Raw genomic sequence first — 20884 nt, 5'->3', positions numbered from 1 at the left:
CCGCCTCTGCTAAATTCCGATACACGTTTGACGTGAATCAAATGAGCAAACTCCTAACGGAGTGGTCCGTACAACTACGGGTCACATTCTCTCGGAATTCGCGCAAGTGCATGCAGACGTGCACAGCTCCGTGAAACTACGTGCGCGCTGTGGCGAGTGATGCGCCGCGTGCCGCGCATTTGCTTCGCGTTAAATTGGCACGCGTATGCATGAGTTCCTGCCTTTGCCAGCGAAGAGAGCCCGGCCCCTTCATGCTGACCCAAGCGCTCCTGGTTGACGACAGCCGCTCCGTCCTCAACTTCCTGAAACGTCACATCGAGGCCGAAGGTCTGGTCGAAGCCACGACCTTCCTCGATCCCGTGGAAGCGCTGACCTGCGCGCGTGAGCGCGTTTTCGACCTCGTGCTGGTCGACTACGAGATGCCGCATATGGACGGCATCAGCTTCATCCGCGTCTTCCGGTCCCTGCCCGGCTGTGCCGACATCCCGATCGCGATGATCACCTCGCGACAGACCGACGACGTCAAGATGGAAGCGCTGCAGGCCGGTGCAACCGATTTCCTGCCCAAGGCGCCGCAAAGCGTCGAGATGACGGTGCGCCTGCGGAATTTGGTTCAGCTTGGTGCAGCCGTACGCAAGCTCAGCGATCGTGCCGCGCACCTGGCGAGTGAAGTCGCAGCAGCGACACGAAAGCTCGGCGAGCGCGAGGAGGAGATCATCCTGCGGCTCGCGCTCGCGGTCGAATACCGCGACAACGACACCGGCGAGCACACGCTGCGGGTCGCCCGCTACAGCCGCATCATCGCCGAGCAGCTCGGCCTGCCGGCCCGGCTCTGCCGCGACATCTATCTCGCCGCGCCGCTGCACGACGTCGGCAAGGTCGCGATTCCCGACAATATCCTGCTCAAGCCCGGCAAGCTCACCGACGCGGAGATGGCGGTGATCCGGACGCATGCGACGATCGGCGAACGGATTTTGGCGGATTCCGGCTGCGAGCTGATCCAGCTCGGTGCGCAAATTGCCGCAGGTCATCATGAACGCTGGGACGGCGCGGGCTATCCGAACGGCCTCAAGGCGAACGAGATCCCGGTTGCCGCACGTGTCGTCGCGGTCGCCGACGTGTTCGACGCCCTGACGACGCGACGCCCCTACAAGGAGCCGATGCCGCTCGAGACGGCGCGCCATTACCTGATCGAGAATCAGGGGCGGCAATTCGACCCGGCCTGCGTGGATGCGTTCCTGTCGCGCTGGAGCGAGGTGGTGGAGATCGCCGCGGGGCAACGGGCGACGCCGTTTCAGACGGCGGAAGCCGCGCCCGTTGCCGATATAGAGAGGGCAGCGGAGAGCGATCCGGCCGAAGCCGTCCCGGCCGCCTGACTGTTCGACCAACGGCTTGCCGCGGCTCCGGTTTCTCCGGTCGCCGGGTTGAACCTGTTCCTGCTAGAGTGGCACCAACGAAAAAGAGTGATTCTGGTCACACTTGCCTGGACGCCGTGCTGCTAAGCATCGAACCAGGACGGGGACCGGTCATACGTCGGTCGAACTGGATGAGAATTCCCATGAAGAGCCTGATCGGCGCCGCTGTCGGCGCATTCTGTGTTGCGGCCCCCGCCCTGGCGGAGACCCCTGCGGCGATCGTCGAGGATGTGCAAGGCAAGGTCGACGGCATCGAATTCATGGACTATGTCGCGGCGGGCAAGATCATCAAGCTCGGACCCAAGGCCAGCATTACGCTCAGCTATCTCAAATCCTGCCTGCGCGAGACGATCAGCGAAGGCGTCGTACTGGTCGGCGCCGAGCAAAGCACCGTGCAGCTCGGCGACGTGCAACGCGCCAAGGTGCCCTGCGACACCAAGGCGGCCCAGCTCTCCGAACGCGAAGCGAATCAGAGTGCCGCAACCACGTTCCGGACCATGCGGTCCGACGCCAAGGCCGCTCCGTCCAAATTGCCGACGATCTACGGCGTTGCGCCGATCGTTCAGGCCAAGAGCGGCAGCACCCTGGTGATCGAGCGCACCGACGGCAAGGAGCCCACGATCAGCGTACCGCTCAAGAGCGACGTCATGACCCGTGGCAAGTTCTATGATTTCGCCAAGGCCGGGAAATCACTGACCCCGGGCGGCAGCTATCTCGCAAGCCTCGGCGCCAAGCGCTACACCTTCCAGGTCGACGCCAGCGCCACGGCATCGCCGACCCCGATCATCGGCCGCCTGCTGCGGCTCGAATAGCGGCCTAGCGACGGGGCGATGCGGCGGATCGGGGGACGGGACATCGTTGCAGCGGTTCTGATTGCGCTCGTTGCGGGCGCGATCTTCACGTCCCCGCCGCTTCAGGTCCTGCAAGGCCTCTCGCTCGACATCCTCACGGCGCTGCGCGGCAGGATCATCGGCGACCGCCGCGATCCCGCGACATCGCCCGTCGTCGTCGTCGCAATCGACAATGAGACCTACGAGACACCGCCCTTTCAGGGATCGCCGACGCAGACCTGGACCCGCGAGATCGGCCGGGTGCTCAACAGCATCACCGAAGGCGGCGCCAAGGTGATCGGCTTCGACGTCATCTTCAAGAACTCGATCGAGCAGTCGGAGATTCCCTTTGGCGACACCGCCCTCGGCGGCCGCATGAAAGGTTTCGATCGGGATTATCTGATCGCGCTGCGGCAAATCTCCGACGGCGGCAAATTGGTGCTCGGCGAAATCCTCAGCAACGACCATCCGGAAGTGCCCTACCGCGCCCAGCAAGTGGCCGTGCGCAACACCGTCCGGGCGCTCAACGTCCACACCGACCACGACGACGTCATCCGGCGCATGCCGCTGAGCTTTGCCATCGAAGGGCGGCCGGTCCCCGCGATGGCGGTCGAGCTCGCTGCGCGCGCCACCGGTGCAAAGCCCGAGATTGCGCCTTCCGGCGCGACGGAATTGTCCGGCTACGCGATCCCGAGCGCAGTGCCGAATACGATGGCGCTCAATTTCCGAGGGCTGGGACGCGACATCCCGACCTTCTCCTTCGCTGACCTGCGCGCCTGCGTTGAAAAGGGCGACCGCGATTTCTTCCGCCGCGCGTTCGACGGCAAGGTCGTGCTGCTTGGGACGGTGCTGAATTTCGAGGACCGCAAGCTCACTTCGATGCGCCTGTCCGGCGGCTATGATGGAACGCCGGCCGCACGATGCGCCCTGCCCGCGCCGGCAAGCGCGCCGCAGAAAGCCCGCAGCGACGTCGCAGGCGTGTTCGTCCACGCGACCGCGGTCCGGAACCTGATGGAGCACGACGCCGTCACCGAGCTCGGCTTTCCGATGCGGACCATTCTCACGATCGTGTTCGCCGCACTCATTGCCTGCGCAGCCTCGATTCTCGTGCCGACCGGTGCGCTGGCCGTCTGGCTCGTCCTCACCGCCGTTTACACCGCAATGGCCGTTGGCGTCTTCGTTCATGCGACGGCGCTGCCGCTCGCCGAGCCTGCGCTCGCGAGCCTTGCAGCCCTCGCCTCGATGATCGGCTACCGCTTCGTGCTGGCCGATCGCGACGAGCGCTTCCTGCGCAGGAGCTTTGCCTATTATCTCGCGCCCGAAGTCATCGAGACCATGGTCGCATCCGGCAAGATGCCGGCGCTCGGCGGCGAGATGCGCAGCGTCACCATGTTCTTCTCCGACCTCAGCGGCTTCTCGTCCATCGCCGAGGCGATGACGCCGGTCGAACTGGTGACGCTGATGAACGAATATCTGTCGGCCATGACCGACGTCATCCAAAGCCACGGCGGCTATGTCGACAAATATATCGGCGATTCCATCGTCGCCATGTTCGGCGCGCCGGCCGACGATCCCGCCCACGCCACGAACGCGGTTCGTGCTGCGCTGAGGTGCCACGAGACGCTGGCGGAGCTCAATGCCGGCCACCCTGCCTTCGCCGGCCACGGCTTGTCGCATCGCATCGGGCTGAACAGCGGCGAGGCCGTCGTCGGCAATATCGGCTCGCGCCGCCGCTTCAATTATACCGTGATGAGCGACACCGTGAACGTCGCCTCGCGGCTCGAGGGCGCCAACAAATATTACGGCACCGCGATCATGGCCTCCGAAACGACGATGGTGCAGACCGGCGATACATTCGCCTGGCGCGAGCTCGACGCGATCAGGGTGCTCGGCCGCGGCGAGGCGATCAAGGTGTTCGAGCCGTTGGCGGCCAGGGGCGCGGAGAGCACCGATCAGACGAAGCTGGCCGCCGCCTATGCCGAGGGGCTCGCCTGCTGGCGCGCGCGGGATTTTGCGAAAGCGGCTGACGCATTCGGGCGGATGGCGGAGACCGATCCGGCGTCGGCGCTGTTTGCCAGGCGCGCGCAGGCGTTCGCCGCTAGTCCGCCGCCAACAGATTGGACACCGGTCAATACGCTGGAAGGGAAGTGACGTAGCCAGCCAAGCGCGCCGACGCCATTACCCTAGAACGGCAGCCCCACATAGTTCTCCGCGAGCAGACGCTGCGCCGTCTCGGAGGAGAGCAGATAGTCCAGCTCGGTCTGCTGCAGCCGATCGTCGTAGTCGAGCCGGTCGGGAAAGCGGTGCAGGAGCATCGTCATCCACCAGGAGAAGCGCTGCGCCTTCCAGATCCGCGCCAGCGCCTTGGCCGAATAGCCTTTGAGGCCGGCATCATCGCCGCTCTGATAATGTGCGAGCAGAGCATGATAGAGATAGTAGATGTCGGACGCGGCGCTGTTCAGCCCGCGTGCGCCTGTCGGCGGCACGATGTGGGCGGCATCGCCGGCGAGGAACAGCCGGCCATAGCTCATCGGCTCGGCGACGAAGCTGCGCAGCGGTGCGATGCTCTTCTCGATCGACGGCCCCGTGATCAGATTGCCGGCGACCTCGCCCGGCAGGCGGCGCTTCAGCTCGGTCCAGAATGCATCGTCGCTCCAGTCCTCGACCTTGTCGGTCAAAGGCACCTGGATGTAGTAGCGGCTGAGCACCTGGGAGCGCAGCGAACACAGCGCAAAGCCGCGCTCGTGCTTCGCATAGATCAGCTCGGGCGACACCGGCTTGGTGCGTGACAGCACGCCCAGCCAGCCGAACGGATAGACCTTCTCATATTCGCGCAGAACGTCCTTCGGGATCGACTTGCGGCTGACGCCGTGAAATCCGTCGGCGCCGACGATGTAGTCGCAATCGATGCGGATCGTCGCGCCGTTCGACTGGTAGGTTACGTAGGGCCGGTCCGACGTCAGATCGTGCGGCATCACGTCTTCCGCATTGTGCACGACCTTGCCGCCGAGGCGGTCCCGCGCCTCGTAGAGGTCGCGCGTCAGCTCGGTCTGGCCGTAGACCAGCACCGAATTGCCGCCGGAATGCTTGTGCAGGTCGATCTTGGACAGCACGCCGTCATGGGCGATCTCGAAGCCGGTATGAATCTCGCCCTCGCGGTCCATCCGCTCGCCGCACTGCGCCTCGCGCATCAACTTTGCGAAGCCATGCTCGAGCACGCCGGCGCGGATCCGGGCGAGCACATGGTCGCGGCTGTATTTCTCCAGCACGATCGTGTCGATGCCCTTGAGGTGCAGGAGCTGGGACAACAATAGCCCGGACGGCCCGCCGCCGATGATACAGACCTGAACCTTCATTTTTGCGTCCTCCCGTCGGCACTTTTTTGCAGATTTGGTGCCGCGGACCGATGGAGGGTTTCGCCATTGTCTTGTACTATTCGAACATGAGAGCCGCAGCCCCCGCGATCCGAATCTACAACCTGTTCGGCGAGTCCGGCGATTTGCCCGACGTCGTGCATTGCGAGACCATCGCGTCCCGCTCGGTGCTGCACGATTGGACCCTGGCCGTGCATCGGCATGCCCGGCTGCACCAGGTGCTGCTGATCGAGCGCGGCGGCGGCGAGGCGACGCTGGATGGACACGTGGTGCCGTTGAAGCCGATGCAGATCGTCAACGTGCCCGTCGGCCACGTCCACGGCTTCCGCTTCGTGCCCGATACGCAAGGATGGGTGCTGACCATCGCCGCGGAAATTCTGGACGAGGCGCTGCTCGCCGCTGAGGGCCTGCGCGCCGCGCTGTCGCGCTCGGCCGTGGTCCGCGGCACGCCGCAGATCCGCACCACCATGAAGCAGATCTTCGCCGAACATGCCGCGCGCGATTTCGGCCGCGCGCATGTGCTGCGCGCGCTGTCGTCCGCCATGATCGGGCTGGTGGCGCGCGCGCTCACCAGCGAGAGCGGCGGCAATGGCACGGTCGAATCAAGTCTGTTCCGCCGCTTCGAGGCGCTGCTGGAGCAGCATCATCTGGAGCGCTGGAGCGTGGCGGACTACGCCGAGGCGCTGGCGGTGACACCGACGCATCTCAATCGGATCACGCGGGCAGCGACCGGCGACACCGCCTCGCACCTCATCCTCAACCGGCTGATCCGCGAGGCGCGGCGCAACCTCGTCTATACCAATCTGCCAGTGTCGACGATCGCCTACACGCTCGGCTTCGAGGACCCCGCCTATTTCAGCCGGGTCTACACTGCCGCTACGGGCGTGTCGCCGCGCGCCTTCCGCGCGCACCTCCATGGCGAAGAGACCTAGCGGCCTCACACGTCGAAGAACACCGTCTCCTCCGGCCCCTGCAGATTGATCGTGAACGAATACACGATCTTGCCGCCGCGCTCGGTCCGTTTTGCGATCAGGGTCTGGCGCCGGGACGGCTGTTCGATCAAATTGAGTACGGGGTCGGCGGCGTTGGCCGCCTCTTCATCCGAGAAATAGAGCCGCGTGTTGAGACCGATATTGATGCCGCGTGCGACGATCCAGACATTGACATGCGGCGCGCATTTGCGTCCCGCTCTGTCGGTGATCGCGCCCGGCTTGATGGTCTCGAACGTCACGAGGCCGCTCTCGAAATCGGAGCCGGCGCGGCCCCAGCCGCGAAACTCCTCACTCAGCGCGCCGGCCGAACGATCGGCCGGATGATTGTAGCGGCCGCTCGCATTGGCCTGCCAGATCTCGAGCAGCACGTCGCGCAGCGGCGTGCCGGTGCCGTCGAGCACCCTGCCTTCCAGCGTGATGCGCTCACCTTCGGTGCTCGGCGTCGTCAGCACGTTCGAGAAGTTCTTCTCGAAAATGTCGAAGCCGGCCATCGCCGGGATCAGTCCGATATGGACATAGGGACCCGCGGTCTGCGAGGCGGTTTCCTTGAGATAGTTGAGCGGCTGCGGCATGGCTCAGTTCCCCGCGGTGCGATTTTCAAAATAGGTGGAGCGCTGGCCGCGCAGCACGATGTCGAAGCGGTAGGCGAGCGAGTCGAACGGCGTCGAGGCGTTGAGATCGAGCGGCGCCACGAGACGGTCGAGCGCATCCTTGTCCGGTATCGTCGTCAGGATCGGACAGATCGGGATCAGGGGATCGCCCTCGAAATACATCTGGGTGATCAGCCGCTGCGCAAAGCCCGAACCGAATACGGAGAAATGGATGTGGGCGGGGCGCCAGCTGTTGACGTAGTTGCGCCAGGGATAGGGCCCCGGCTTCACGGTGCGGAAATAGTAATAGCCGGTGTCGTCGGTCAGTGCGCGGCCGCAGCCGCCGAAATTCGGATCGATCGGCGCCAGATAGGTGTCCTTCTTGTGCCGGTAGCGGCCGCCGGCATTGGCCTGCCAGAACTCGACCAGCGTGTTCGGCACGCCGCGGCCGGTCTCGTCGACCACGCGGCCGTGCACGACGATGCGCTCGCCGACGGGATCGCCGTCCTTGGCGTAGTTGCGGATCAAATCGTTGTCGAGCGGACCGAGATCGTTGTGGCCGAACACCGGCCCGGTGATCTCCGAGACCGAGTTTTCGAGCGACAGCAGCGCCTGGCGCGGCGAGCGCAGCACCGAGGATTTGTAGCCCGGCGCGTGCGCGGGCGGATGGATGGAACGGTCGCGCTGGAAGAAGCCGCCGTCCCCGAGCGGCGGGGTCAGGGGCTCGGGACGGTTGAGGCGGGGATCCCGCAAGGCTGGCGCCTGGGCATTCATCGTGTCTCTCCCTTAGGCGCCCAATCCGGACGCGCGGCTTATCGGGAGATCATGGTCCGGTCTATTCCCCGGATAAATAGATCGATTATAATATATTGCATGAAAGAAATCGATCATTTGGCGCTCGACGGCCACGCGCTCGAACTGTTCCTCGCCGTGCTGGAGGAGGGATCGGTCACCGCGGCGGCAACGCGGCTCGGCCTGACACAATCGGCGGTCAGCCACGCCCTGAACAAGCTGCGGCGGATCGCAGGCGATCCGCTGTTCGCGAAATCCGGCCGCGGCATCGTCGCCACCGCGCATGCGCAGGCCCTCGCCGCAAAGGCACGCGCGCTGATCGACGAGATGCGGAGCTTTGCCGGCGGCGTCACGTTCGAGCCGCCACGCGCCCAGCTTTCGCTGACGATCGCCGCCAACGACTTCCAGCGCGACCTGCTGCTGCCACGGTTCTTCGACCATGTCGCCGCACAGGTGAAGAGCCTGAACCTGCGCGTGATCCCCTCGCAATCGCCCTCGCCCGCGATGCTGCGCGAGAACCGCTGTGATCTCCTGATCACCCCGCTGCCGCCATCCGGCGTCGACATCGTGCAGAAGCGCCTCTTGAGCGATCATTACGTCTGCTACTACGATCCCAAATCGCGCGCCGCGCCCACCAGCCGCGGCGCCTATCTCGCGGCGCGCCACATTACCGTCGTCTATACCGACAATGAGCGGCTCGACTTCGACCGCCGGCTGGCGGCTGGCGGCCTTCACCGCGACATCGCGATCTCGGTGCCGAGCTTTTCCGGCGTGCCGTCCTTCCTGCGCGGCTCGCAGATGCTGGCGAGCATGCCGAGCCTGCTGGCGTCCGGGATCATGCGCGATTTCGCGCAAACACGCATTCCGCTGGCGTCCCGCACGCGCACGCTGGCCGAGCTGCCGATGTTCATGGTGTGGCACCAGCGCTATCAGAAAGATCCGGCCCATCGCTGGGTCAGGAGCCAGCTCGAGACGGTCGCAGCAACAGCCGCCAGGGCCTGATAACGATACCGTCTTTCGGAAGACCAGCCTTCGCCAAATCCACTGGTTGCGCGCGGGCCGCCACGCTAGAATTCCCCCATGACAGTGACCGACATTGCGAGCCGGACCTACAATCACAGCTGGCGGCTGGATCCCATCATCCGCAGCCTGCTTGATACCGACTTCTACAAACTATTGATGTTGCAAATGATTCGGGAAGACTACCCGGATCAGCAGGTGACCTTCTCGGTCATCAACCGCTCGCGCCATGTGCGGCTCGCCGAGATCATCGACGAGGGCGAGCTGCGCGCCCAGCTCGACCATGCCCGCACCATCCGCTTCAGCAAGAAGGAGCTGATCTGGCTGGCCGGTAACACCTTCTACGGCAAGACCCACATGTTCTCGGCGGATTTCATCCGCTGGCTGGCCGAATTCCGCCTTCCCGAATACGAACTGCGCAAGGTCGAAGGCCAGTACGAATTGCACTTCCACGGACCGTGGACCCACACCTCGATGTGGGAGATTCCGGCGCTCGCGATCCTCAACGAGCTGCGCTCGCGCGCCGCGATCAAGGGCCGCGGCCGCTTCGAGCTCGACGTGCTCTATGCCCGCGCCAAGGCCAAGCTCTGGACCAAGGTGGAGCGTCTTCGCAAGCTGGAGAACCTCCGGCTCTCGGACTTCGGCACCCGCCGCCGTCACGGCTTCCTCTGGCAGCGCTGGTGCGTCGAGGCGGTGAAGGAAGGGCTGGGGTCGTCCTTCATCGGCACCTCCAACGTGCTGCTGGCGATGGACAATGATCTCGAGGCCATCGGCACAAATGCGCATGAGCTGCCGATGGTCGCGGCCGCGCTCGCCAAGGACGACGAGGAACTGCGCTGGGCGCCCTATCGCATTCTCGACCAATGGCGCCAGACCTATGGCGGCAACCTCCTGATCGCACTGCCCGATGCCTTCGGCACAAAAGCCTTCCTGCGCGATGCACCGGAATGGGTCGCCGATTGGACCGGCTTCCGGCCCGACAGCGCGCCGCCGATCCAGGCCGGCGAGGAGATCATCGCCTGGTGGGAAAAGAAGGGTCGCAACCCCAGGGACAAGCTGCTGGTCTTTTCCGATGCGATGGATGTCGGCTCGATCGAGGAGACCTATCATCACTTCACCGGTCGCGTCAGGCTCTCCTTCGGCTGGGGCACCAACCTCACCAACGACTTCGTCGGCTGCACGCCGGACGGCTCGTTCAACCTCGATCCGATCTCGTTGGTCTGCAAGGTGTCGTCGGTCGACGGCCGCCCCGCGGTCAAGCTCTCCGACAATCCGGAGAAGGCGACCGGCATGCCCTCGGAGATCGAGCGATATCTGCGCGTGTTCGGCGACGCCGGCCGCGTGCGCAAGCCGGTGCTGGTCTAGTCGCGGCCCCCGCTCTTGATCGAGTAAACCGGGCACGACGAATGCGAGGTATTGGTTTTCCGATACCGCGCCAGTTCCGGTTTACCGGCATTTGAAGCGATCTGCAGGCATTCATTTCACGACGCCTTCACCCTGCGATTCAGACTTTCGCGCTTTTCAGGTCGAGTTAAGCAACCGTCGCTTCTACTTCGCGTTGCAGGCGTAGCGCTCCGCTGGGGGCTTTGCGCGATTTGGGGAACGGCAGGGTGTTTCGCAAAACAGCGACGTCGAGGAAGGGAGGCAGCTTCCTTCACGTCATCAAGCTCGTCTCGCCTTTCGTGATGGTCGTCGTGCTCCAGGCGGCGATCGCGGGATTCAGCCTCGAGGTGATGTCTTCGGTCCGCGCCTATGTCGCGGGCGAAGCGCTGTGGTCGCGTTCGCAAAAGAACGCCGTCTATTTCCTCAATCTCTATCTGCATTCCGGCGACGCCAGCCAGTTCACGCAGTATCAGGCCTCGCTCGCCGTTCCCATCGGCGACGAGTTCGCACGCTGGGCCCTCGAGCGCGATCCGGTCGACCTCGAGGCCGCGCGCATCGGCTTCCTGCAAGGCGGCAATCATCCCGACGACGTTCCGGGATTGATCTGGCTGTTTCGCTATTTCAACCGCGTCAGCTTCCTGCAGGAAGCGATCCGCGAGTGGACGGCGACCGATCCCATGCTGCTGGAGCTCAGCGTCTTCGGCGAGGTCATCCGGTCCGAGTGGAAGAACGGTCCGGTTCGGGACGCGGGCCGCCTGCAAGTGCTGTCGTCACGCCTCTCCGAGCTCAACGCCCAGTTCACGGTGCATGCCAACCGGTTCTCGACCGTCCTCGGCGAAGGCTCCCGCGCCATCAAGCTGACGCTGACCGGCATCAACATCGTCACCGCGGCGACGCTGATCCTGCTCCTGGTCTGGCACACAAGACGGTTGGTGCTGCAACGACAAGCATTCGAAGACGCATTGCATCAAGAGAAGGAACGCCTGGCGTGGCAGGCGTCGCACGACTGGCTGACCGGCCTGTCCAACCGCCGCGCCTTCGAGGCGCGGCTGCAAAGCGAGCTCGACGTTGCCGCGGCCGATTCGCTCAGCCTGATCCTGCTCGACCTCGACCAGTTCAAGAACGTCAACGACAGCTGCGGTCACCTTGCCGGCGACCGCCTGCTCTGCCAGATCTCGTGTCTCCTGCAACAGGACCGGCGTCCGCACGATTTGGTGGCGCGCCTGGGCGGCGACGAATTCGGCCTGATCCTGCCGCAGTGCCCGCCCGCGAGCGCGGTCGATATCGCCGAACGGCTGCGGCGAGCGCTGGAGCTGTTCACCTTCGCCTGGGACGATCGTTGCTTTGCGGTGACCGCCAGCATCGGTGTCGCCTGCATCGCCGACAGCGCCACCACGCTCGAGGACGCAATGCGCCGCGCGGATGCCTCGTGTTATCGCGCCAAGGAGAAGGGACGCAACCGCGTTCAGGTCGACGGCGGAAAACCGGACGTCGTCCTCGTTGCAGCCCGGCCGCGCGAAGCGGCTCGGGCCTGAGGCTGGCCGCCCCTCACCGCACAGACGGAATCCCGAGACCCGCGAGATGCACGTCGATGAACTGCTCGACCTGCTGACGAAGCATTTGCGGCGGCACGGCCACCATGCGCTCCTCGAGGCCGAGCGAGATGATGCCGTGCACGGCGGAGAACAGCGTGCGCGACAGCAGCGCGATCTTCACGTCGTCCGCATCCGGCAATAGCCGCACCAGGGGCGGATGCATCAGCGCGAAAGCATCCATCACCATCTGCAGGATGTCGTCGGGATAAGGACGATCGTCCTCCATCCGGTGCTCGAACAATGAGCGCAGCAGATTGGCGTGCTCGGCGAAGAACTCGAGATAGGTGCCGGCAAGTCCGTACAATTGCCGCACCGGGTCCTCGTCCGGAACCTCGCGGAGCCGGGCCGTGAGCGCCTGAACGGTCTCCCGATTGACGGTCAGGATCACGCCGTCGAAGTCGCCGAACTCGTTATAGACGCTGCCGACGGAACAGCCGGCGGCCTCCGCAACATCGCGAACCTTTAATGATCTCAGGCCTTTAGTCGCGATGATGCCGCGGGCGATCTCCAGTATCTGGAGCCGCCGCCGATTCTTTTTGCGGTCTCGCAGCGATTCTTCTTGAACATTGTTCATTTTCAAGCTACTCATGTGAACATTGTTCAAATTAACCCGGAGACCTGCAAAATGCAAACCCTTGCTGTTGATATCGCCACCACCTTCGTCGATGACGCTGCCGCCCTCGTGACTGGCTCCGGCCGGGCCCTGCTGCGGTTCGCCATGGGCCCGATCAATCGCATCGCCAACGCCTGCGACGTCGCCGGCGTGCTCGCGGAACGTCGGGCAGCCTTCCGGATGTGGCGGGCCAGCCGCGATCGTACGCGTCTCGAAGGGCGCAAGTTCAGCCTTCTTGGCCGCTGCTCGCCGTTTCGCCGCCTCTCCCATCTGACCTGAGACGCGTGCAGCCAGGAACCCTAGGTTCAGCCCGAATCCCGGATCAGGTCGCAAGGAAGGACTCACCATGTCCCGACATTCGCGGTCGATCCCGCTGGCCACCGTGATGCGGTTCAGGTTTTCATCATGGCCCGGGCCATATCCGGCCCAGCGCGGCCGACGCGGCCGCGATCAGATAATTGCGAACCTAACGAGACCAATTGGAGACCAACAGGATCGGAGGAACCGAGGGGACAAAGCCGGCCGGCGACATCCTCGCCGTGCAATTTGCTTAACCCCATGCGCTTCCGGTCGTGACGCCTCACCGGCAACGTAACAACCTCAGGCTGCCTTTCCAAAACAGGACTAGTCATGATCAGGGAATTGATGTCGTCACGCCGCTTTGCGCCGCTGTTCTGGGCGCAATTCTTCTCGGCGCTCAATGACAATGTGCTCAAGAACGCGCTTGTCATCATTCTGCTCTACAGTGCCGCGACCGGCCACGGCGATGCGCTGGTGACGGTGGCCGGCGCCGTCTTCATCTTCCCCTATTTCATCCTGTCCGGGCTCGGCGGCCAGCTCGCCGACAAATATGTCAAATCCGTCGTCGCAAGGCGGCTCAAATTCGCCGAGATCTTCGCAGCGGGCTTTGCCGCCGCCGGCTTCTTCATGCACTCGGTGCCGCTCCTGTTCGCGGCACTCGCCCTGTTCGGCGTCATCGCCGCGCTGTTCGGGCCGGTGAAATACGCCATGCTGCCGGACCAGCTCGATCTCGGCGAGCTCGCGACCGGCAACGCGCTGGTCGAGGGCGCGACCTTCATGGCCATCCTGCTCGGCACCGTCGCCGGCGGCCAGTTCGTCGCCGGCTCCGCGCATATGGGCTGGGTCGCATCGGCCGTGGTCGTGCTGGCCCTGCTGTCCTGGGCGTTCGCGTCCCGCATTCCGCAGACCACGCCCTCCGCGCCCGATCTGCCCGTCGATGCCAATCCCTGGACCTCGACGGTGAGCCTGCTCAGGACATTGCACGCCGACCATCGGCTGTGGGACGGCACCGTGATCGTCTCCTGGTTCTGGCTGGTCGGCGCCATCGTGCTGTCGCTGCTGCCGGCGCTGGTCAAGGAGGTCGTCGGCGGCACCGAGGGCGTGGTGACGCTGTGCCTTGCGATCTTCGCGATCGGCATCGCCATCGGCTCGCTGTTCGCAGCCAGCCTCAGCCACGTTCGCCCGAACCTCGCGCTGGTGCCGATCGGCGCGATCATCATGGGCTTTGCCGGCCTCGACCTCGCCTTCGCGATCGCCGTGACCGCCAAGGGCCAGGACATCACCGCGTCCGGTTTCGCGACCTCGTTCGCGGGCCTGCGCATGCTGGCCGATTTCGTCGCCTTCGCATTCGGCGGCGGCCTGTTCGTCGTCCCCTCCTTCGCCGCCGTGCAGGCCTGGTCGGCGCCCAACGAGCGCGCCCGTATCATCGCCGCCGGCAATGTGCTGCAGGCTGCGTTCATGGTGGTCGGCTCGCTGTTCGTCGCGCTGCTGCAGGCGGCCGGCCTTCATGTCGGCTGGATCTTCTTCGGCCTCGGCGTCGCCAGCTTCGGCGCGGTGTGGTTCGTGCTGACCAAATGGGGCAAGGAAGGCGTGCGCGATTTCGGCGGCCTCCTGTTCCGCGCGCTGTTCCGCACCGAGGTCCGCGGCCTCGAAAACCTGCCGCCCCCGGGCACGCGGATGCTGATCGCGCCGAACCATGTCAGCCTGATCGATGGTCCGCTGCTGCACGCCGTGCTGCCGATCGATGCCAGCTTCGCGGTCGATACCGGCATCGCCAAGGCCTGGTGGGCCAAGCCATTCCTGCGCGTCGTCAAGCACTACACCATGGATCCGACCAAGCCGCTGGCCGCCCGCGACCTGATCAAGCTCGTCGCCGCCGGCGAGCCCGTGGTGATCTTCCCGGAAGGACGCATCACCGTCTCGGGCTCGCTGATGAAGGTCTATGACGGCACCGCGATGATCGCGGACAAGGCCGACGCCGTGGTCGTGCCGGTGCGCATCGAAGGCGCGCAGCGCTCGCATCTCAGCTACCTCAATTCCAGCCAGATCAAGCGCTCGTGGTTTCCGCGGGTGACGGTGACGATCCTGCCGCCGGTCAAGCTTCCGGTCGATGCCGCGCTGAAGGGCAAGGCGCGCCGCAATGCCGCCGGTGCCGCGCTCCAGGACGTGATGATCGATGCCATGGTGAAGAACGCCATGCTCGACCACTCGCTGTTCGAGGCGCTCGGTCACGCCTATCGCGACCGCGACACCGGCAAGGTCATCATCGAGGATGCGCTCGGCACCAAGCTGACCTATCGCAAGCTGATCCTCGGCGCGCAGGTCCTCGGCCGCAAGCTGGACAACGGGACTGCCGTCGGCGAGAATGTCGGCGTGCTGCTGCCGAATTCCGCCGGCGTCGCCGTCGTCTTCATGGCGCTGCAGAACATCGGCCGGGTGCCGGCGATGCTCAACTTCTCCGCCGGCCCGGTCAACGTGCTCGCCGCCATGAAGGCCGCGCAGGTCAAGACCGTGCTGACCTCGAAGGCGTTTATCGAGAAGGGCAAGCTCGACAAGCTGATGGCCGCGATCTCCGCGGAAGCGCGGGTGGTCTATCTCGAAGACGTCCGCGCCTCGATCGGCCTGGCCGACAAGATCAAGGGCCTGCTCGCCGGCACGACGCCCCGCGTCGTCCGCCAGGCCAACGATCCCGCCGTCGTGCTGTTCACGTCGGGTTCGGAAGGCACGCCCAAGGGCGTGGTGCTGTCCCACCGCAACATCCTCGCCAACGCGGCGCAGGCGCTGGCGCGGGTCGATGCCAACGCCAATGACAAGGTGTTCAACGTGCTGCCCGTGTTCCACTCGTTCGGCCTCACGGGCGGAATGATGATGCCGATGCTCGCGGGCATTCCGATCTACATGTACCCTTCGCCGCTGCACTACCGGATCGTGCCCGAGCTGATTTACCAGACCGGCGCCACCATCCTGTTCGGCACCGATACGTTCCTTACCGGCTATGCCCGCTCGGCGCATGCCTACGACTTCCGCACGCTGCGCCTCGTGATCGCCGGCGCCGAAGCGGTCAAGGATCGCACCCGGCAAGTGTTCATGGAGCGCTACGGCATCCGCATCCTCGAAGGCTATGGCGTCACCGAGACGGCGCCGGTGCTGGCGATGAACACGCCGTTGGCCAATCGCCCCGGTACCGTCGGTCGCCTCTCGCCGCTGATGGAAAGCCGCCTCGATCCGGTCCCCGGCATCGAGGAAGGCGGCCGCCTCTCGGTGCGCGGGCCGAACGTTATGCTTGGTTACCTCAGGGCCGAGAATCCCGGCGTGCTCGAAAAGCTTCCCGAGGGCTGGCACGACACCGGCGACATCGTGGCGATCGACGCCGCCGGCTTTATCACCATCAAGGGCCGCGCCAAGCGCTTTGCCAAGATCGCAGGCGAGATGGTCTCGCTGTCCGCGGTCGAAGCCATCGCGGCCACGCTGTGGCCGCAGGCCGGATCGGTCGCCGTGTCGATCCCCGACCAGCGCAAGGGCGAGCGCATCGTGCTGCTGACGACGGAGAAGGGTGCCGAGCGCAGCGCGATGCAGGGCCAGGCCAAGGCGATCGGCGCGTCCGAGCTGACCGTGCCCGCGGCGATCATGGTGGTCGACAAGGTGCCGCTGCTCGGCACGGGCAAGACCGACTATGTCACCGCAACGACGATGGCACGCGAGCAAGCCTCCGCGCCGGAGCGGGAGGTGGCGTAGGAGAGATGCACGAGGCGCCGCGATCAGGCGATGCGCGATGCCCGGGAGTGGTTCTGCTTCACGGCATCGCGCGGACCTCGGCATCCCTGAAGAGGCTGGAACGGGCGCTCCGTGCAACCGGCTTCGCAACGCTGAATATCGACTATTCCAGCCGCAAGAAGCCGATCGCGGCGCTTGCTGACGACATCCACCCGGCGATCGCCCGCTTCGCCGAGCGCGACGCACCGCTGCACTTCGTCGCGCATTCGATGGGCGGCCTCGTGGCGCGCGCCTATATCGCAAGACACCGGCCGGCCCAGCTTGCCGGCGTCGTGATGCTGGGTACGCCGAACGGCGGCAGCGAGGTCGCCGATGTCCTCAGCGGATCCCGGCTCTACCGCGCATTCTATGGGCCCGCCGGGCTCGAGCTCACGACAGCGACCCGGCCGGACGCCCTGCCAGCCGTGGACTATCCCGTCGGCGTGATTGCGGGGAGCCGTTTCATCGATCCCGTCGCCGGACTGTTGATTCTGCCGAGGCCGAATGACGGGCGGGTGTCGGTCCAGAGCTCAATGCTGGCCGGCATGGCCGATCATATCGTCATCAGGGCATCGCATACCCGGCTTCCACGTGACGCCGGCGCGATCGAACAGACCATCGCCTTCCTGCGCGACGGCCGCTTCCGGGCCCGCTAACCGTCACGCCGCCGTCCGTCGCTCCTGCGCATAGCGCACCAGCGCAGCGAAGCGATAGATGCCGTGCACGAATTTGCCGTAGGGCATGGTGACGAACAGCGCGAACACCGCGCCGAGATGCAGGGCGAGCAGCGGGCCCATGGCGGCGGTCTCGCGCAGGACGAGGAGCAGCATGCCGGTGAGCCCGGTCAGGAACAGCATGGCGATGAAGCCGACATCCATGCCGTAACTGAACTCGTCGAGCAACGCTGGATCGCGCTGCATCTTGGCCGTGAACAGACCGATCGGGCCAACGATCAATCCGATGCCGCCGAGCGTGCCCAGCACCACCGGCAGGTCCCACCACGGATACGGCGCCTCGCGGCCGAGCAGATAGTGATAAAGCGTCGCCGCCGACGTCGCGGCAAAGCACAGGATGAAGCCGTAGAACGTCAGGTGGTGATAGAGCTTGCGCCGGTCGGTCGGCTTGTCGTCCTCGTTGTAGCAGCCGACGCCGCCGCCATGGAGATAGCGCAGCTCACCGGCGTCGCGGATCGCCTGGAAGATCGAGCCGCCGTCGGCGCGGCCGCCGATAGGCGGACCGATATCGCGCCAGAAGGCGCGCACGCTCATGCCCAGGGCAAGAACAGCATAGAGGAAGGCAGCGCTGAACAATGCGGCCATCGCGTTGTGCGGCATCAGTCTGTAGAACGCACCGGGACCGGTGTGCACACCGAACAGCACGTTGCGATCATTCAGGGCAGCGAAGCCGAGGATGAAGGCCGCCATGCTGAGCGCAGCGATGATGCTGATAACGAGCCCGTTGCGGGCGAAAGCGCCGGACAGCGCGCCCGGCCAGGCATAGGCCGCATAGGATTCGGCGCGCGCGACCGCGAGCGTCATCGGCACGTTGACATTGAATTCGTGCGGCGGGGAGAACTGGCAGTCGACATAGCAGGCGCCGCAGCCATGGCAGAGATTGGCGAGATAATTGAGGTCGCCGTCGGAGAAGGCGCGGCGCATCTCCATGGCGGGAAACACAGCGCAAAGTCCCTCGCAATAGCGGCAGGAATTGCAGACCGTCATCAGGCGGTCGGTTTCGTCCAGAATTCTGGTTCCGTGCATGGCGCTACTTCGTCAGGCCTTTGCCCTCGAGCCATTTCTGGATCAGGGCGGCGACCTCGAGGTTGTTCTTGTCCATCATCACCATGTGCGAATTGCCCTTGATGCCGGCCTGCGGGAGGTCGACGACGTCGATGCTGCCGCCGGCCGCCTTGATGGCATCGGCAAAGGCGATACCGTTGCCGCGGATCTTAGGCCAGCGCGAATCGCGCTCGATATAGTCGCCGTAGATGATGAGGGTCGGAATGGACTTCAGCACATCCGCCTTGGCGGGATCGCCGATGCCGGCCGGCTCGATCGCGATCAGCGCCTTGACCTTGTCGGGCCGGGCCTGCGCCACCTTGAAGCCGAAGCTGCCGGCCTGGCTGTGGAACAGGATCACCGAGGGGCCGACACGATCGAGCTCGGCGATATAGGCGGCGACGGTCGCGTCATCCGTCGTGGTCCAGCGCGGCACGTTCTGCTTGACGAAGTTCTCATAGCCCTCGACCGGAAACTGGTTGCCCGGCAACAGCTTTCGCTTGGCGGGATCGGGATCGTAGGAGCCCGGACCCTCGCCGATGCGGAAGCGCTCGAATGGATTGGCCGTGGTGAGGAAGACCGGCTCGCCCTTGAAGATGTCAGGGTATTGCGCCCAGCCCGCGCGTCCCCGCTCCACCGCGTCGGAATTGTAGACCGCCCAGCCCTTGCGCAAGAAGTAGTTCAGCCAACCCTCGCGCCCGTCCGGCGTGGTCTCGTAGGTGACGCCGGTCAGTCCGCCGCCGTGCCACATCAGCAGCGGATAGGCGCCCTTCTCGTTGGCCGGCAGGAAATATTGCACGTAAATCTGCTCGACCTGGTAGGTGCCGTTTGGATCGACCTTGGCCGGCACGCCGCCGGGCGTGAACACGACCTCCCTCACGGGCTTGCCGGAGATTTCGACAAGCCGCCCGCCGACATGGAACGAACCCATGTCGCGCAGGGTAATCGGCTCGGCGGCGTGGGCGTGACCTGCGATCAGCAGCGCCGAGAGCGAAGCGATGACAATGCGCGACATGGTTCCTCCCTGACTTTTCTTCGTTCTAGTTTTTCGCATGACGTGCCGCTTCCCGGCCTGCGATCCGTCCGAACACACTGCCGATGGTCATGCCCATGCCGGCGGCATAGCCCTTGCCGAGCACGTTGCCGGCCATGATCTCACCGGCAGCGAACATGTTGGCGGAGGGCTTGCCGTCAGCCATCAGCATCCGCGCTTCTTTGGTTACGCGCGTGCCGAGATAGGTGAAGGTGATGCCAGGCCGCACCGGATAAGCGAGATAAGGCGGCGTCTCGATCTTGCGCGCCCAGTGGGTCTTGGGTGGCGTGATGCCCTCGGTCACGCAATCATCCAGGATGGTGTGGTCGAAGGTGCCGGGCCGCACCGCGGCGTTGAATTCTGTGATGGTCTTTTCCAGCGCAGCCGGATCGAGCTCGAGCTTGCCGGCAAGCTCGGCAATTGTTTGCCCGGCGATCGGCGGGAACAAGGTCGGCATGAAACTGGTGACGACCGTGGAATCGAAGATGATGTAGGCGATCTGATCGGGCTGCGCCGCGACCAGCCGGCCCCAGATCGCATAGCGCTTCGGCCAGATGTCCTCGCCTTCGTCGTAGAATCGCTGCGCGTGCTTGTTGACGACGATGCCGAACACGACGGAGTCGTGCCGCGTGATGATGCCGCCGTCGAATTTCGGCGCGCGGGCATCGATCGCGACCGCATGACACTGGGTGGGATCGCCAACCTCCTGCACGCCCTTGTCGAGCAGCATCTTCAGGATCGAGCCGCGGTTATAGGGCGTGCCGCGGATCAGGAAATTGTCGGCGGCCTCGCCCCAATATTGCTTCAGCCATTCGATGTTGGCTTCGAACCCGCCGGCGGCAGCGACCAACGAAGTCGCGCGGATCTCGGTCGCACCCTTGACCGGCCGCTTGAGGCGCGCGGCCAGGAACATGCCGTCCTCGATCACGAGATCGGTGACCTCGGCATCGTATTCGACGTCGACACCGAGCCGCTCCGCGGTCAGGTACAGCGCGTTCAGCATCGCGCGGCCGCCGCCGAGGAAGAAGGAGTTGGTCCGGCCGAGGCTCAGCGTGCCGCCGAGTGAGGGCTGCCAACGCACACCTTGCTCCACGATCCAGTTCAGGATGTCCTTGGACTCCCGGATCATGTGGCGGGCGAGCACCTCGTCGGTCTGCCCGCCGGTGACGCGCAGCAGATCCTCCCAAAACTCCTCTTCGGTGTAAGGGCCGGTCAGGATTTCGGTGGCGGCGTCGTGGGCGCAGCGCATATTGCGGGTATGGCGCGTGTTGCCGCCACGGTAGAACTTTGGCGCGCCTTCGAGCACCAGCACGGACGCGCCGCCGCGCCGCGCCGCGATCGCCGCGCACAGCGCCGCGTTGCCGCCGCCGATCACCAGCACGTCGTATTTGCTGTTCATGCCGTCTGCCCGATGCG

Annotated in this window: 16 protein-coding genes; 9 read left to right on the top strand and 7 right to left on the bottom strand. The window is 65.0% G+C overall.

The features are described from left to right. The first annotated feature begins 251 nt into the window (after positions 1 to 251). From XH83_RS07595 to XH83_RS07585, 3 genes are all read left to right on the top strand, one after another. Positions 252 to 1376 carry an HD domain-containing phosphohydrolase gene (locus tag XH83_RS07595; protein ID WP_194406399.1) on the top strand — a complete coding sequence of 375 codons (1125 nt, stop codon included), beginning with the start codon at positions 252 to 254 and terminating at the stop codon, positions 1374 to 1376. Positions 1377 to 1558: 182 nt separating this feature from the next. Further along, complete coding sequence (locus tag XH83_RS07590; RefSeq protein WP_194406398.1) at positions 1559 to 2227, top strand: hypothetical protein; 669 nt, start codon at positions 1559 to 1561, stop codon at positions 2225 to 2227. A gap of 18 nt (positions 2228 to 2245) precedes the next feature. Further along, a complete protein-coding gene (locus tag XH83_RS07585; RefSeq protein WP_194406397.1) occupies positions 2246 to 4396 on the top strand; it encodes an adenylate/guanylate cyclase domain-containing protein in 2151 nt (716 codons plus the stop codon). Between the two features lie 32 nt (positions 4397 to 4428). On the opposite strand, the gene pobA is transcribed toward XH83_RS07585, so the two are convergent. Then, on the bottom strand, positions 4429 to 5601 hold the full coding sequence (pobA, locus tag XH83_RS07580) for a 4-hydroxybenzoate 3-monooxygenase (protein WP_194406396.1): 1173 nt from the start codon (positions 5599 to 5601) through the stop codon (positions 4429 to 4431). A 50-nt stretch (positions 5602 to 5651) separates the two neighbouring features. On the opposite strand from pobA, the gene XH83_RS07575 reads away from it, so the two are divergent. Continuing rightward, positions 5652 to 6551 (top strand): helix-turn-helix domain-containing protein, encoded by a 900-nt coding sequence (locus tag XH83_RS07575; protein ID WP_194406395.1) that lies wholly within the window; start codon positions 5652 to 5654, stop codon positions 6549 to 6551. 5 nt (positions 6552 to 6556) lie between these two features. Here XH83_RS07575 and pcaG read toward each other — a convergent pair whose 3' ends face one another. Together pcaG and pcaH are read right to left on the bottom strand one after the other, a co-directional pair. Next, positions 6557 to 7183, bottom strand: coding sequence for a protocatechuate 3,4-dioxygenase subunit alpha (pcaG, locus tag XH83_RS07570; RefSeq protein ID WP_194406394.1), 627 nt, complete (start codon positions 7181 to 7183; stop codon positions 6557 to 6559). A 3-nt stretch (positions 7184 to 7186) separates the two neighbouring features. Continuing rightward, entirely contained in the window at positions 7187 to 7975 is a 789-nt protein-coding gene (pcaH, locus tag XH83_RS07565) for a protocatechuate 3,4-dioxygenase subunit beta (protein ID WP_194406393.1), read from the bottom strand. A 99-nt stretch (positions 7976 to 8074) separates the two neighbouring features. Here pcaH and XH83_RS07560 point away from each other — a divergent pair, with 99 nt between their 5' ends. The 3 genes from XH83_RS07560 (at position 8075) to XH83_RS07550 (ending at position 11931) form a co-directional block, all read left to right on the top strand. After that, on the top strand, positions 8075 to 8995 hold the full coding sequence (locus XH83_RS07560) for a LysR family transcriptional regulator (protein WP_194406392.1): 921 nt from the start codon (positions 8075 to 8077) through the stop codon (positions 8993 to 8995). A gap of 78 nt (positions 8996 to 9073) precedes the next feature. Beyond that, complete coding sequence (pncB, locus tag XH83_RS07555; protein WP_194406391.1) at positions 9074 to 10378, top strand: nicotinate phosphoribosyltransferase; 1305 nt, start codon at positions 9074 to 9076, stop codon at positions 10376 to 10378. 245 nt (positions 10379 to 10623) lie between these two features. Next, on the top strand, positions 10624 to 11931 hold the full coding sequence (locus XH83_RS07550) for a GGDEF domain-containing protein (protein ID WP_194406390.1): 1308 nt from the start codon (positions 10624 to 10626) through the stop codon (positions 11929 to 11931). A 13-nt stretch (positions 11932 to 11944) separates the two neighbouring features. Here XH83_RS07550 and XH83_RS07545 read toward each other — a convergent pair whose 3' ends face one another. Further along, positions 11945 to 12565 (bottom strand): TetR/AcrR family transcriptional regulator, encoded by a 621-nt coding sequence (locus tag XH83_RS07545; RefSeq protein ID WP_194408194.1) that lies wholly within the window; start codon positions 12563 to 12565, stop codon positions 11945 to 11947. Positions 12566 to 13234: 669 nt separating this feature from the next. Between XH83_RS07545 and XH83_RS07540 the strand changes: the two genes are divergently transcribed. Next, positions 13235 to 16639, top strand: a complete 3405-nt coding sequence (locus XH83_RS07540) for an acyl-[ACP]--phospholipid O-acyltransferase (RefSeq protein WP_194406389.1) — start codon at positions 13235 to 13237, stop codon at positions 16637 to 16639. A 5-nt stretch (positions 16640 to 16644) separates the two neighbouring features. Further along, the gene (locus XH83_RS07535) at positions 16645 to 17313 is read left to right on the top strand and encodes an alpha/beta hydrolase family protein (RefSeq protein WP_194406388.1); all 669 of its coding nucleotides are present in this window, start codon (positions 16645 to 16647) and stop codon (positions 17311 to 17313) included. A 3-nt stretch (positions 17314 to 17316) separates the two neighbouring features. Here XH83_RS07535 and tcuB read toward each other — a convergent pair whose 3' ends face one another. From tcuB to tcuA, 3 genes are read right to left on the bottom strand one after another with little or no spacing between them, the layout of a single operon-like run. Next, a complete protein-coding gene (gene tcuB / locus XH83_RS07530) occupies positions 17317 to 18417 on the bottom strand; it encodes a tricarballylate utilization 4Fe-4S protein TcuB (RefSeq protein WP_194406387.1) in 1101 nt (366 codons plus the stop codon). Between the two features lie 4 nt (positions 18418 to 18421). After that, on the bottom strand, positions 18422 to 19450 hold the full coding sequence (locus tag XH83_RS07525) for an esterase (RefSeq protein ID WP_194406386.1): 1029 nt from the start codon (positions 19448 to 19450) through the stop codon (positions 18422 to 18424). Positions 19451 to 19475: 25 nt separating this feature from the next. Beyond that, positions 19476 to 20867: an FAD-dependent tricarballylate dehydrogenase TcuA gene (gene tcuA, locus XH83_RS07520; protein ID WP_194406385.1), complete on the bottom strand. Its 1392-nt coding sequence runs from the start codon at positions 20865 to 20867 to the stop codon at positions 19476 to 19478. Between the last annotated feature and the right edge of the window lie 17 nt (positions 20868 to 20884).

Origin of the sequence: Bradyrhizobium sp. CCBAU 53351, assembly GCF_015291745.1 — a bacterium.
In the GTDB taxonomy this organism is placed as follows: domain Bacteria; phylum Pseudomonadota; class Alphaproteobacteria; order Rhizobiales; family Xanthobacteraceae; genus Bradyrhizobium.
This window is presented reverse-complemented; position numbering and strand designations above follow the sequence as displayed.